Genomic DNA, 13144 nt, shown 5'->3' on the forward strand with positions numbered 1-13144 from the left:
AAAGCAGTTAGCCTTTTCAGCACTGTTGCGGCTTATGCAATCACATGAGTCCTAGGCCCTTTCGACACCACCTGTATTGCGAATCAGCACCGCTGTCTTCCCGACCGAATATTGCCGTCAGGCACCGCTATTAAATGCATCTCCAGGCACCCCGTTGCACTCGCGCCGCCATGCGGTCGACTGAACGAGGAGGTTTCATATAGACGCGATCTGGGCCGACATGGGAGAGACCATCATGCGGCAGTGCTGCAGATGGAGCGCTAGCAATAAAAGGGCACAAGGACCCGCGTCTGCCCAGATGCCCACACATGATGATGCCGTCACCGAGGAGATCGAGGTCCCCGCCTGGCGGTTGCACGGCGCCAGGCCGCAGTACGACGCGAGCCTGTTGTGGCTTGACTCGTCATGTTTAATCTGTTTCGTTAACTGAAATATGAAAATCTGGTTAATCGAAAAAGCAAAATTTGGTTAAATGAAAACAGTAAATTTAGTTAAACGCGCTGGTAAACAATGGTGAAAAATATGCCAAAAAAGTACTACACTAGAATTATCGAAACTGAGCTCGACCAGATGCTAGGGATATTCGGTGCCGTTCTCATTGAAGGACCGAAATGGTGTGGAAAGACAACCACAGCCGGGACCCGTGCGGCGTCCAGGCTCCTTCTCATGGACCCGTCGCGCAACTTCGAGAATCGTCTGCGTGCCGAGACGGACCCGGCGCTTGCCGTTTCCGGTGAGGTGCCGCGGCTGATCGACGAATGGCAGGAGGTCCCGAAACTTTGGGACGCGGCACGGTTTGAGTGCGACAACCGCGGCGGCGAGCCTGGCCAGTTCATATTTACGGGGTCGGCGACGCCGCGAGACAATGAACGGCCGATGCACAGTGGCGCTGGAAGGTTCGCTAAATTGCGCATGGACACCATGACGCTTTTCGAACTTGGGAAATCTAGCGGTGCGGTTAAGCTATCGAGCATTATTTCTGGCGAAAAGTTCAATGGCGCTTTCGGATCGTTGGATTCTGCCTCGATTGCCGAGTGCGTTGTTCGCGGCGGATGGCCCGCGGCGGTCGGGCGCGATGTGCTGGCTGCATCGGCGATGGCAAAACGTTATATCGGCATAGTCGCCGAAGAAGATTTGTCCCGTGTCGACGGCTCTCGCCGCGACCCTGAAAAGGTCAAAGCTGTTATCGAATCGCTTGCGCGTAATGAATCCACTCTGGCGACACTCAAGACGCTTGTGGCCGACCTTGGTGGAGAGGTGTCGAGACAAACGGCGGCATCGTATATATCTCTTCTCGCACGGGTCAGCTTCGTTCGCGATATTCCCGCGTGGAATCCAGCAATGAGATCTCCTGTGCACCTAAGAGAAGCAAAGAAGCATCATCTTGCTGACCCGTCGCTAGCGGCCGCCGCACTCGGGGCGACTCCGGAGACCTTGCTGTTAGATTTCAAGACGCTTGGACTACTTTTTGAATCGTTGGCGCTTCATGATTTGTGGGTTTATGCGCGAGCAAACGGAATGAGCCTCTATCACTATCACGATTCTCGTGATCTAGAAGTCGATGCAGTCATTGCGGCTCCCGGCGGAACGTGGATTCCGGTCGAAGTTAAACTCAGCTCTGCTCAAATCGAAGAGGCGTCTGACAGCCTTGTTGCTGTCGAGAAGCGCATGGTTGCCGCCGGAAACAACCCGCCGGTTTCGAAAGTTGCAATCATTGGATTTGGTGCACAAGCCTATGTTACCGACCGCGGCGTCCAAGTTGTTCCGTTGGATGTGCTCGCGCCGTAATGCTGTGGGCGAAGTGAAATCAACGCCGCAGTTCTTAGACCTGGTTTCTGAGATCTAAAACGCGAAACTCAAAATCTCATCGCCTTGGTTTTCATTTGATTCGAATCGCGCCCGCGCAAAAGTCAAAACGACTCGCGCGGGCGTTTCGTTTTTTCGCCTCGTTTTTCATTTCGGATTTCGAATCGATTCAAAACAAAACGGTAGTTTTGAAAATCGATAGCGACCGGAGGGAGCGATCATAGGCGGCTTGTCCGCCGCATGAAAATCGAATCGTTAATTCGGACTGCAAAGCGAATCGCGTCACCTTTCGACAATCCAACAACGCTTCGAGTCTCACTAAAGACTCTTCGCGTCATTGAAATGTCGAAAGCTGCCTCAACTTTTTCGCTGGCGTTACGAGAAACGATTCGGCAAATCCGAATGTTTGCGTCGCAAGCGCCGCAAACCCGCTGCGCGATATTGCAAATACTCGGCATCCCTCGCATTCGCATTACCGCTCCGCTCTCGCTGCAGCGAATTTCTAACACTCAGCATCCTTCGCGTTAAAAATTCGCTTCCGCTCACGGTCTTCACGCAGTTACAACGCCGCGAGGCCTCTCGCTTGGAATGAGGCCTCTCATTCCACGTCTACACTGCGTTTCGCCCAATCACCGTTCCGGAGATTGCAAGATGTACGTAAATCATGATAACCGGGCCCGTAGTCCCTGTTATCATGATTTACGAATCTTGCTTTTCTCCTGTCACGGAGAAAAGGGAAAGAGCGAACTGCAGCACGCTTTTTGCGTGTTGGTTTCACTATTTCTAAAAAATTAGGCAATCATAGCAAGAGGTGACGGATGCCAATCCTCAATTTCTTGCTTACTTTTCCGGAGGCCACTCCGGAGAAAGTAGGAAAATGGCACGAAATGAATTCGTAAAGGCTCGTGTTTCTCCTGAAGAGAAAGAGATCTATCAACAACTTTGCGAACAAGCCGGTTGTACGGAAGCTGAGTTGATTCGATCTGTGCTGATTCATCGGGAAATCTCACTTGATGATCTCGATGATGAAATGCAAGTTCTCGATCGGAAGAAAAAGGCCCTCCATAAGCAACAGGAGGATTACAGGAGAGCACGGGCTTCGCGCGAAACCGATGAACGTGGCGAGCCGATTTCTGAAAAAAGAAGTGTTCCGTTCCAAGTAATGCTCACTGCTCCAGAAAAAAAAGGCAATTGAGCAGCGTGCGGCGGCGCTCGGTATTTCTGCAAGCGAACTGGTTCGCCGCAGCGCAATTTACGGAAAGATCGAATCATTCAATTTTGACATCGCGGAAGTTGAAAAACTCCATCATGAGTTATTGAAGGAAGGAACAAACCTCAATCAGCTGATGTACTTTGTGAACGCCCAGGGGCTTCCCGCGTACAACGAGAAAGCTGTTTTCCGCACACTCGAAAAGGTTTACCAAAACGCTCGAAAGGTCGACCGGTTTATCGAGGAGCTTGAAAAGCGTTATCACGTCGATTATGTTCCACATGATTATCTGGCAGATGAACCTGACAACAGAAATCTTTAAGTCGGAGCGCAATTGGATAAGATTCAGAAGTGAGTGCAATTACTCGTTTAGCTATTTCTGATATTTCATAAAACGGCTTTCGGAAAATGGAAGGAATGATTTTATGTATCTGAGAACGTTCAGCTATAACTACTGAGTAAAAGTGAAAGGAGATAGCAGAAGAGATTGACAGTCATTAAACAGAAAGCGGTCAGCTCGTACCCCGCCTCGCTAGCTTGGCCCTGCCCTGGCGCGAGGCGGGGTACGAGCTGACCGGTGGTGATTGACGACTCTGCTAGGATTGCTTCAGCGCGGCGGCGCGCTGAAGCCCTGCCCGAGTTTTCGGGGAGGTGGTCGCTATGTCCGAGTTCCGTCTTACGATCGTCGCTCTTCCTCCGGTGTCCATTCTGGCCATTTTGGGCTAGGGTAAAACTTGGCCTTTAAAGACCAAAGCCGTCCTGCCTGGGACGGCTTTGTTTCCTCGATTATCAACTTCATACGGACGCTCCCCGCATTCATCCGCGTGTGTACGGATGAATGCGGGGCTCATACCCCGGCGGCCTGATCGGCAGGCCGCCGGGAACTCTCACTCCTCGATAAAGGCCGGCACCCGGTTAGTTCTGCGCATCTTGAAATCGCCATTTTCGTGGGAGACGTAGAGAATGCCGTCCATCCCGTCTCGCGATGCATATGAAAGGTGAACAGAACCGCAATCCGCTCCATCATTGTCGAGAAGATCGAACGAATTCGGATCGCTCGTTGCGGCCAAACGACCATTCATGCAAGAGCCATCGGCATTACAGATTTGCCATTCCATATCTTCGCCCGCAAGAATCGCCATAGACGGCCTGGTCGCGCCATCGCTGACATACATCCCGTCTATGCCAAACCCGTTTTCAGCGCCATCGATAAACGATTGCTCGGACCTATACCTCGCAAATGATGCACATAGCACCATTGCAAGACAAAGTGCAAAGCCAGCAATCGCTATCTTTGCATAGCTCTTGCCCGTCATGTCATCCTACTTTTCGCTTGCCTAAGGAAAGACGGAAGAAGTTATTCGTCGCTGCTTTTTTGTACACCTTCTTGACGCCGTTGACGGTCTCGTAAACAACAAACGGCTGAACCTTGTGCTCGACGTTCGCCGTCGCTTTCCAAAAGCCGGCACCGTCGATGTGAATGGAATACCCAGTCGCCGACAGATTGCGCTTTGCCAGCGGTATCGATACGCCTATGCTTCCGAGACCATTCGGGAGCGGCACCGATACACTCACCGAACCGCCGCCAGACGGCTGGACGTTTATGGAACCGCCCCCGTCGATGTGAACGCCTCCCGGGGGCTGCCCAGCAACGTCGTGCCATCCGCTGGCTTTCGTTTGCACGCTCCCGTATACGGTGCTGTAGCTTGGGCGCCCGCGTGTCGCATAGGGCTCAACATCATCAGATGACAGCGCCTCTTCTATGATAAGGGCCGCTTCTTGCTCTGCACGTTGACGCACAATCGCCTCGACATCAGATTCACTCAGATCCGGGAAAGCTAGGAATTCTACGGTTTCAGAATCGTAACCATCAGCAAATGCACCATTTGGGGTGATTAGCGACAGTCCGCCCAATGCGGCTGCCGTCAGGATTGACCTGCGAGTAATAAACAGGTTTTCCATTGTACTCATCTTCGCCTCCAAACTTCTCACCGGGGTCCTTCTTGCCAATTTTTGCCCCGGCTCGGTTACTTCGGTTACTTGAGAGCTCCCATATACGCTTGTTACCCATGCGCGTAATATTAATTTCGGACATATCGAAATTAATCAATGGTTGCGGGAGTTTCCGACTTCAGTGAAATGCCACCCTATACCCACAGAATTAGTCTGGCTTGACATGTGCTTTGCGCATGAAAAAGGGTCGAACCGAAGTGTCTGGCCGAACGCCAATTGTCCGGGAACTGCTTCTGGTTCGACCCTCTTTTACTTTAGCCCACTCGGTGGACTTCGGGTTTGATGCTTAGGGGTCGACGTTTTACCAAGGTGACAATTTAATGAAAAGAAACCTGGCTGCAACAGTTGCCATGGTGAGGGCCAAATTGGCCATATAGATCTAGAATAGTCACAATATAAAAATGTCGAGAGACGTTGGGGATAGAGATGAATAGATCTAAGGGTTTTCTTCTATTGGCAATGATGTTGCTCGGACTGTTCTGCCTGAGTGGTCCTTCTTGGGCCGAGGCTGCCTGTCCTGAAGGTGAACTTCAGCAGTCTTATACGGGCAGCCTGCTCATAAGCGCTAAGGAGGGCGATGCCGACTCTCAGTCTGGAGTAAATCCCCTTGCCACTTTTGAGGGGGACGGCGGAACGGTCAAGCTTGACCATATTGGTAGCGGGATTTTGAGGTGGCAAGTTCTTCCGGACAAAATTGCGAACGATCCCTTCTCTTTTGCTGGAACGATATATCTATACAAGGTTGTGAGCGGAAAACAAAAATACGTCGATTGCTATCCGACAAACGGGTCTGGAATTGCATTCACCGGCATTTCGGGGCAGATTGATACACATGTACGAAAGGGAACCTATGTGGTGCGTTGGGTCGGAGCTGCTGCAGGCCCGATATGGATTGCGGTCTTGCGCCCCGATGTCCAGATAGGTTTCTCTCTCTAGACGGGAAGTTGCTCATGGACGCCATATATGACGGAGATGACTGGGTCGATCATTATGCTTGGCGCCTGGTCGGCTCGAACGACAATGGGGATGTGGTGTTTGATGGACTATGTCCAAAGCATCTCCATCCTTTTGTCTCGTCGTTAATTGAGAGTTCCGCTCGTGTTGCCCCCTACAGCTCGGCATCGCTTCATGATACGGACGTTTTGAAGATCATAAGGGAATCAATTGACGAGGGCACGATGAGCGGCTCGCTGTTTTCTCGGCTTGTGGGGCTAGATGAGATTGGCTCGAAACGACTGCTTGCGGGCGAAAAAGTGGAACTCACTTATCGGTCGATGATTTCAATCCTGCGGCTAGCCGATGTTCTTCGCAAATAAACAGCTTCCCTATTCAAAAACAGAAAACCCCGCCAAACGTGATTCCCCTAGGGAAACACGTTTGGCGGGGTCCTAGCGTGATATCCCTAGGGGAATCACGCCATCAGACGAACAGCTCAGCCGAGCAGCGCGTTACTCTTCCCAGTAAGCATCTGCAAGCAGCTTAAAGCAGATCTTCTTGACCGGCTGTGCGCCATCGCCCGGGAACTCGAGCGTGGGCATGTGAGGCTCGCCGGCAACGAACAGGGCGAACTTGTCGTCGGCCAGATCGCCGGCGATCGAGGCGTCGGAATCGACCAGATCGTAGTCGTCCTTCTCGTCAAACTCCTGGACCAGCGTCAAGCTGCCCGTAGCGACCTTAAAGGCCTCGCGACCCTCAATGTCGATCTGCAGGTCGTGATAACGCTGATGCGTCTCATAGTGAGCCTCGGCCTCGGGACGCGTCGTGGGAGCCATGACGTTCGCAAAGACCTTGTCGCCCAGAATCGGATGGCTGCCGACCTCGAGCTGCGCCGGATCGTTCTCCTCGAGCCAATCGATCAACACGTCGAGGCCCTTGAGCATTCCGCGGTACTCCTCGATATCGCCCAATGCACCGTAAATCATCTAAATCCCCTCTCGGATCGCTTCTTTGGCGGCTACTCGGCAAACGCGTTACCGACGCTGTTGCCACCCACATACGTCTCGACCAGGGTAAGGTCGGGATTGAACACGACAACGTCGGCGTCGCGCCCCGACATAATGCTATCGCACTTGTCGTCGACATGAGCTAGCAATCGATGCCGGGGCCGACGCCCAAGCCCTTACAGCTCGGTCACGACAACGCCGTTGTAGACCTCGTCCCAACGATCCATAACCAAGTGGCCAGTCATGGGATCCATGGCGTTGAGCTTGCCGCAGGTGTTGGCGGTACGCAGCACCGTCTCGTCGTCTGCGCCAGCAGCAATGGCATGCGCGAAGCCTGCGATAGTGGAGTCACCAGAGCCCGTGGCGTTAACGGCAGGGATATCGGGCGTCTTTGCGCGGAATGCACGGCCGTTGTGGAAGCCAACGGAGCCGGCAGCACCCATGGACACGACGACCCAGGGGATATCGGAGAAGCGGGCATCAGAGGCGAGCGCGGCGCGGAGCTCGTCCACATCGTCGGTGGTAAAGCTCGTGCCCAGAAGGCCGTTGATCTCGGTCAGGTTGGGCTTGACCAGCTCGGGCTTAATTTCGGACTTAAGGGCGGCCTCGAGCGAGGCACCCGAGGTATCGAGCAGCACCTTGGCTCCGGCGTTCTCGGCAATGCCCGTGATCTTGGCGTAGTAGTCCGCCTCGACGCCGCGGGGCAGCGAACCCGAGATGGTGACGACGTCGGCCTTACCTGCAAGCTCGGTAAACTTGGCGGTAAAGGCATCGAGCTCCTCGGGGGCAATTGTCGGGCCGCTCTCGAGCAGCTCGGTCTGGTTGCCGGCGTGGAGAATGTTGAGGCAAATTCGAGTCTCGCCCTTGATGGGCACAAAGTCGTTGTTAATACCGTTGGCGTCCATGAGCTCAGCCATGTAGGCGCCCATGTGGCCGCCGAGCAGACCGGTTGCCACAACGTCGTCGCCCAGCTGACCCAGCACGCGGGCCACGTTGAGGCCCTTGCCGCCGGCGGTCTTTTCGGGCGTCACACGGTTGACGTCGTCGATAATGAGCTCATCGAGCTGATAGCGCGTATCGACAGACGGGTTCATCGTAACGGTGAGGATCATTTTTAGCTCCTTATCTCGCAGGCTCCTTGTGCCTCGCGATACGAGTCGACAAAACGGAATTACAGAATCTCAATCGTGAACGAGCGAACGACGGTCTCCTTGAGCTTGGCGACAAGGCAGCCGCGCTTATGCTCAAGCACGTCGTCCTCATCGGAGCAGGTCGAGAGACCGCCCCAAGGCTCAACCGCCACAAAATCGCCCTCGGGCTTGCTCCACACAATGAGATATGGGAAGCCCTCAAAGCTCAGGCGGACGCCCTTGTCCTCGCCCTTTTTGGAAAGCGTGACCTGACGGCTCTCGAGCACGTCAAAGATGGTCTCCGCAAAATCGAAGAGCTCGTGCGACAGGGGCAGCGTCTTTCCCACCATGGGGTTCTTGGAGCGGTTTGCCACGTCAATCAATCCAGTCGAGGGAACGGCGGTGCAGAGCTCCGCAGCCTCGTCTTTCTCAAAGCGCAACTCGTAGTCCGTATAGGCCTCGCCCTCATCGAGCGGACACCTAAAGCCGGGATGACCGCCGATAAAGAACGGCATGTCCTCGGTGCCCTCGTTGGTGACCTCGTAGGAAACGCGCACGGCAGCGTCCTCGAGCGTATAGCGGGCGACAAGCTTAAACGGATACGGATAATCGCTCAGCAGCGCGGCGTTATCCTCCGAAGCCAGGCACATCGCCAGCTCGCTCTCGCTCTGGCTCAGCAGCTTCCACTCCTGTTTGCGCGCAAACCCATGGCGAGCGAGCTTTACATGATGCCCGGCAAACGTCATGGCGTTGTTATCGCGCAAGCCTCCGCAAATCGGGAAGCAAATCGGTGCCTGGCCGGACCACACGGCGGGATCGCCCTGCCACAGATACTCGCGACCTCCGGCCTCAATCGAGGTAAACGAACCACCAGCCGTGGACACCTTAATAGAAATCGAATCGTTGGAGAGAGCGTATTCCATTGCCCATCCTTTCGAACAACTGCTTTTTGCTCGCAAGTACCCGTCTCGGCCCTAACCAAAGGACAAACCCGCACGTTCATCGATGCGTCCGGTATCCCAGCCATGTAACGGGGTACCATACAGACATTGATGCAATTACAGCTGAAAGGCCTTCTTATGCGAACCATCATCCTCTACGCCTCGCGCCACCACGGCAACACGAAAAAGCTCGTGGACGCCATCGTCGAGGCACACCCCGAGATTGACACCCTCGACGTGAAGTCACTCGGCAAAAATGAGTACCCCGACCTGCACGAATATCATCTGATCGGTGTCGCCACGGGCATCTATTACTCCGAGATCGACAAGGACATGGCACGCGTGCTCACGAACGTGCTGCAGCCGCAGGACAAGGTGTTTGGCCTTATGACCTACGGTGGCAAAAACAAGTGGTACGGCAAGGATATCGATGGCATCTGCCGCATGAGGCAGGCCATCTTTATGGGCGTCTACGGCTGCCCCGGCTTTGATACGTGGGGGCCGTTCAAGCTCACCGGCGGTGTCCAAAAGGGACACCCGACCGCTGAGGAAATTAAGGGCGCCGTCGACTTCTTCGACAAGATCGAAGACGAGTATGGCGACATCATCGTCGAAGAGTACGCCAAGCGCGAGAAGCGTCTAGCATACGAGAAGGAGCATCCTGCGGGAGGCCTGGTGGCCGGCGTCAAGCGCACGGCAAAGAAGATCGCTAACAAGCTGTAACTGTGAAGGTGCTTTTGAGCGTTTAACCCATACGGCGGGTCCGAGCAGATTCGGGCCCGCCGTCTTTTTCTATCGTTACTCGGTAAAGGCGTTGCCGACGCTCTGGCCGCCAACATACGTCTCGACGAGGGTGAGCTCATGGTCGAACACGACAAAGTCGGCGTCGCGACCCGGCATGATGCTGCCGCACTTATCCTCGATGTGTGCAGAGCGAGCCGGCACCTCGGTTGCCATGCGAATGGCGATATCGGCGCTGGCGATGCCCCAATCGACAATGTTCTTGACGCCCTGGGCAAGCGTGAGCACCGAGCCGGCAATGCTCTTGCCGTCGGCGAGCCAGCACAGGTTGTCCTTCATGATGACGTCCATGCCGCCGCTGGTGTAGCTGCCCTCGGGCATGCCGCCGCAACCCAGGCAGTCGGTGATGAGCACAGTGTGCTGCCAACCCTTTGCCTGCAGCAGCGCCTTGATGGCGGCAGGGTTCACGTGCTTACCGTCACAGATGATCTCGGCGTAGGTCTCGGGCGTGGACATGGCGGCACCCACGACACCAGGCTCACGGTGATGCAGCCCGCGCTGTCCGTTATAGGTATGCGTAAAGCAGCTGGCACCGGCGTTGATGGCGGCGATGCACTCATCGTAGGTGGCGTCGGAGTGACCGATGCTGGTCACCACACCCTTGGCGTTCAGAGCAGCTGCATAAGCAGCGGCACCGTCGCGCTCGGCCGCCATGGCGCTCTTGACGATGCGACCACCCGCAGCCTCCTGCCACTGGTCGAAGACCTCCTCGGAGGGATCGATCAGATAAGCGGGGTTCTGCGCGCCCACGTGCTTCATGGTAAAGAAGGGACCCTCCAGGTAGATACCCTGAATGCGAGCGCCGCAGAAGTCGGGGCCGCGACCCTCGTCCGCCTGAGCGATAGCGGCGCAGGCGTCCTTGATCTGCTCGACGCCATCGGTGAACGTCGTGGGCAACCAGCTGGTGGTACCGCGACGGGCGAGCTCGGTCGAGCTGATATCGATTCCCTCGGGATCGTTATCGGTAGTTGAGTGGTTATAGAAGCCATGGATGTGAGTATCGACCATACCCGGTGCGATCCACGATCCCGTGTAGTCCTTAATCTCGCAAGAGGGCTCGTCGGCCTGCCAGGCGCCAAAAACGCCATCCTCGACCATGAGATAGCCGCCCAGCTGCGGGCCTGCCGGCAAGAAGAACTTGTCAGCCTTAATTGCGTACGTGCTCATATGCACTCCTTGCTTCTAAAGCAGTTGACTGTGGTGATGCTTATACCCAGCTCACGTAAAACAAAAAGCGCCCGCCCGCCGTTATGAGCGGACGGGCGCCCTTACAGGGGGACGCGATTAAGCGGTGAAGGGGTGAATCGTCACGCCCTTGACCACGCGGTTGACCGTGCCGGTGGGGCTCGGCGTATCGGGCGTGTTGCCCACGCGCACGGAGTTGAGCAGGCTGATGGCCTGGGCAAACATCACGAACGGCAGAGCAAGGTAGCCCTCGGGAAGCGCCTCGTAGCCCTTAAAGGTGAAGGACTCACCCTCATAGACGGTGGCACCTTCCTGCTGAACGGCGACGGTGTGCCGTGCAATATCGTCGCCACCGATCTCGTTAAGGATGTCGATGTCGTACTGACGGGTGTAGGCGTCGTTATTGACGAACACGAAGACGAGCGTCTTATCGTCGACGAAGGACTTGGGTCCGTGACGATAGCCCATGGAAGTGTCGTAGGAAGTAGCGACCAGACCGTGAGCGAGCTCGAGGATCTTGAGCTGGCTCTCCTGGGCAAGGCCACCGAAGGAGCCAGAACCCAAGTAGGTCACGCGGTTGAAGTCGCCAGCCAGGTAATCGGCGATCTCGGGCTCACGAGCGATAACCTCCTCGCCCATCTTGGCGATGGTCTCGACCCACTCGGCCTTCTGCTCGTCAGAGGCAGTGTCGAAAATAAGGGTGGAGAGCAGGGTCATGCAGGAATAAGAACCGGTCATGGCGAAGCCCTTGTCGTTGGCGCGCGGAATGAGCAGCGTCAGCGCGTTGGGATCATCGGCAGACTCGACGGCGAGCTTGCCCTCGGGAGCGCAAGTGATGTTGAGGAACTTGACGTTGTGGACGAGCTCCTTGGCAACGGCAACGGCGGCAAGGCTCTCGGGGCTGTTGCCAGAGCGGGCAAAGGAAACCACGAGCGTGGGATCCTCGGCGCGTAGGAAGTCGCGCGGGGCGCTCACGATGTCGGTCGTGGCGATGGGCTTAAAGTCGTAGAGATCAGTGTTGCCAGCGTGACGCAGGTACGGGGCGCAGGTATCGCCAACGTAGTCGGACGTACCGGCACCAGTGAAGACAACGGACAGACGGCCCTCGCCCATAGCGCGAGCCTCGGCCAGGAAGGCCTCGATGGCCTCCTTGTTCTCGCGATAGATGTTGAGCGTATCACGCCAAAGCTCGGGCTGCTGAGCAATCTCGGCCGTGGTGATCTGGGCGCCGAGCTCGGTGAGCTCCTCGACACTCTTCTCGAACATTTCTAATACCTCTCTCTAGAAGTAATCCTCTGACGTGCAATTATACACTTCAGTTGGTTATCTGGTAGTAACCAGTTAAATGCAAAGAATCATCATATGGAAACGATGCGAACACTAGTCGCTACGCTGGTGGTAAACCTTGTATTTAAACTGATCGGCACGAGCAACCGAGAGTGTATACTCCACAACCTCGTTTGACTCGTTATACGTAGTCCTGACCAAATCGAGCACAGGCGAGCCCTCGACAATTCCCAAAAGGTGAGCGTCGGTGGGACGGGCTATGCTCGCATAGAACTCCTCTTCGGCCACGCGTATCTTTTGCTGAAAGTCTTGCTCAATCACATCGTAAAGCGGCTTACGCTCCAGCAGCGGTCGCTTTAGGGACAAAAATTGACGAACTGGTAGATAGCTGCGTTCGACCATCATGGGCATGTTGTCGGCAGAACGAAGGCGCTTGAGCTTAAAAATGCGATCGCCGATACGCAATCCCATATGCTCGGCCAGATTCTTATCGGCCTCCATCTCGCAAAACTCGAGAATCGTGGTCTCGGGGTCGCGACCCATCGCGCGCATCTGCTCGGTAAAGCTGTAGGACTGCATAAGATTGGTTGCCTTTGCCGAACGGTCGGTCACAAAGGTACCGCGACCGTGCTGCCGAACCACCAATCCTAAACGCTCCAGTTCCTGCAGAGCCAGGCGTACCGTAGTGCGCGAGAGACCATAGCGCTCCGATAGTTCGCGCTCGGAAGGAATCATGTCACCGGCGCGATATTCATGGTCGATCTTTTCGGTCAGAATATCGACCAGCTGATCGTACAGCGGTTGCTTACGCGCTCCGATCGCCATCCT

At 55.3% G+C, this 13144-nt stretch carries 14 protein-coding genes; 6 read left to right on the forward strand and 8 right to left on the reverse strand.

What is annotated here, in order from left to right:
• The first annotated feature begins 522 nt into the window (after nt 1-522).
• From LK493_RS06700 to LK493_RS10375, 3 genes are all read left to right on the forward strand, one after another.
• Nucleotides 523-1788 (forward strand): ATP-binding protein, encoded by a 1266-nt coding sequence (locus tag LK493_RS06700; RefSeq protein WP_227790529.1) that lies wholly within the window; start codon nt 523-525, stop codon nt 1786-1788.
• An 895-nt stretch (nt 1789-2683) separates the two neighbouring features.
• Entirely contained in the window at nt 2684-3001 is a 318-nt protein-coding gene (locus LK493_RS06705) for a plasmid mobilization protein (protein WP_227790530.1), read from the forward strand.
• 37 nt (nt 3002-3038) lie between these two features.
• The gene (locus tag LK493_RS10375; RefSeq protein ID WP_408583399.1) at nt 3039-3338 is read left to right on the forward strand and encodes a hypothetical protein; all 300 of its coding nucleotides are present in this window, start codon (nt 3039-3041) and stop codon (nt 3336-3338) included.
• Nucleotides 3339-3903: 565 nt separating this feature from the next.
• Here the strand turns inward: LK493_RS10375 and LK493_RS06710 are convergent.
• Both LK493_RS06710 and LK493_RS06715 read right to left on the reverse strand, forming a co-directional pair.
• The gene (locus LK493_RS06710) at nt 3904-4332 is read right to left on the reverse strand and encodes a hypothetical protein (RefSeq protein WP_195246860.1); all 429 of its coding nucleotides are present in this window, start codon (nt 4330-4332) and stop codon (nt 3904-3906) included.
• Between the two features lies 1 nt (nt 4333).
• Nucleotides 4334-4978: a hypothetical protein gene (locus LK493_RS06715; RefSeq protein WP_195246858.1), complete on the reverse strand. Its 645-nt coding sequence runs from the start codon at nt 4976-4978 to the stop codon at nt 4334-4336.
• Between the two features lie 477 nt (nt 4979-5455).
• On the opposite strand from LK493_RS06715, the gene LK493_RS06720 reads away from it, so the two are divergent.
• The gene (locus LK493_RS06720) at nt 5456-5965 is read left to right on the forward strand and encodes a hypothetical protein (RefSeq protein ID WP_195246856.1); all 510 of its coding nucleotides are present in this window, start codon (nt 5456-5458) and stop codon (nt 5963-5965) included.
• A gap of 14 nt (nt 5966-5979) precedes the next feature.
• Nucleotides 5980-6345: a hypothetical protein gene (locus LK493_RS06725; RefSeq protein WP_227790531.1), complete on the forward strand. Its 366-nt coding sequence runs from the start codon at nt 5980-5982 to the stop codon at nt 6343-6345.
• Nucleotides 6346-6477: 132 nt separating this feature from the next.
• Here the strand turns inward: LK493_RS06725 and LK493_RS06730 are convergent, their stop codons facing one another.
• The 3 genes from LK493_RS06730 to LK493_RS06740 form a co-directional block, all read right to left on the reverse strand.
• The gene (locus LK493_RS06730; protein ID WP_117746073.1) at nt 6478-6951 is read right to left on the reverse strand and encodes a YhcH/YjgK/YiaL family protein; all 474 of its coding nucleotides are present in this window, start codon (nt 6949-6951) and stop codon (nt 6478-6480) included.
• A 197-nt stretch (nt 6952-7148) separates the two neighbouring features.
• Entirely contained in the window at nt 7149-8084 is a 936-nt protein-coding gene (locus tag LK493_RS06735) for a hexose kinase (RefSeq protein WP_022093844.1), read from the reverse strand.
• 59 nt (nt 8085-8143) lie between these two features.
• Nucleotides 8144-9025 carry an aldose 1-epimerase family protein gene (locus LK493_RS06740; protein WP_227790532.1) on the reverse strand — a complete coding sequence of 294 codons (882 nt, stop codon included), beginning with the start codon at nt 9023-9025 and terminating at the stop codon, nt 8144-8146.
• A gap of 156 nt (nt 9026-9181) precedes the next feature.
• On the opposite strand from LK493_RS06740, the gene LK493_RS06745 reads away from it, so the two are divergent.
• Entirely contained in the window at nt 9182-9766 is a 585-nt protein-coding gene (locus LK493_RS06745; protein ID WP_118372965.1) for a flavodoxin domain-containing protein, read from the forward strand.
• A gap of 75 nt (nt 9767-9841) precedes the next feature.
• On the opposite strand, the gene nagA is transcribed toward LK493_RS06745, so the two are convergent.
• The 3 genes from nagA to LK493_RS06760 form a co-directional block, all read right to left on the reverse strand.
• Nucleotides 9842-11011 carry an N-acetylglucosamine-6-phosphate deacetylase gene (gene nagA / locus LK493_RS06750; protein WP_022094606.1) on the reverse strand — a complete coding sequence of 390 codons (1170 nt, stop codon included), beginning with the start codon at nt 11009-11011 and terminating at the stop codon, nt 9842-9844.
• Between the two features lie 117 nt (nt 11012-11128).
• Nucleotides 11129-12295 (reverse strand): SIS domain-containing protein, encoded by a 1167-nt coding sequence (gene agaS / locus LK493_RS06755; protein WP_227790533.1) that lies wholly within the window; start codon nt 12293-12295, stop codon nt 11129-11131.
• Nucleotides 12296-12409: 114 nt separating this feature from the next.
• Nucleotides 12410-13141, reverse strand: coding sequence for a GntR family transcriptional regulator (locus LK493_RS06760; RefSeq protein WP_055310430.1), 732 nt, complete (start codon nt 13139-13141; stop codon nt 12410-12412).
• Nucleotides 13142-13144 lie beyond the last annotated feature (3 nt).

It is taken from the genome of Collinsella aerofaciens (genome assembly GCF_020709435.1).
Taxonomy (GTDB): domain Bacteria; phylum Actinomycetota; class Coriobacteriia; order Coriobacteriales; family Coriobacteriaceae; genus Collinsella; species Collinsella aerofaciens_AU.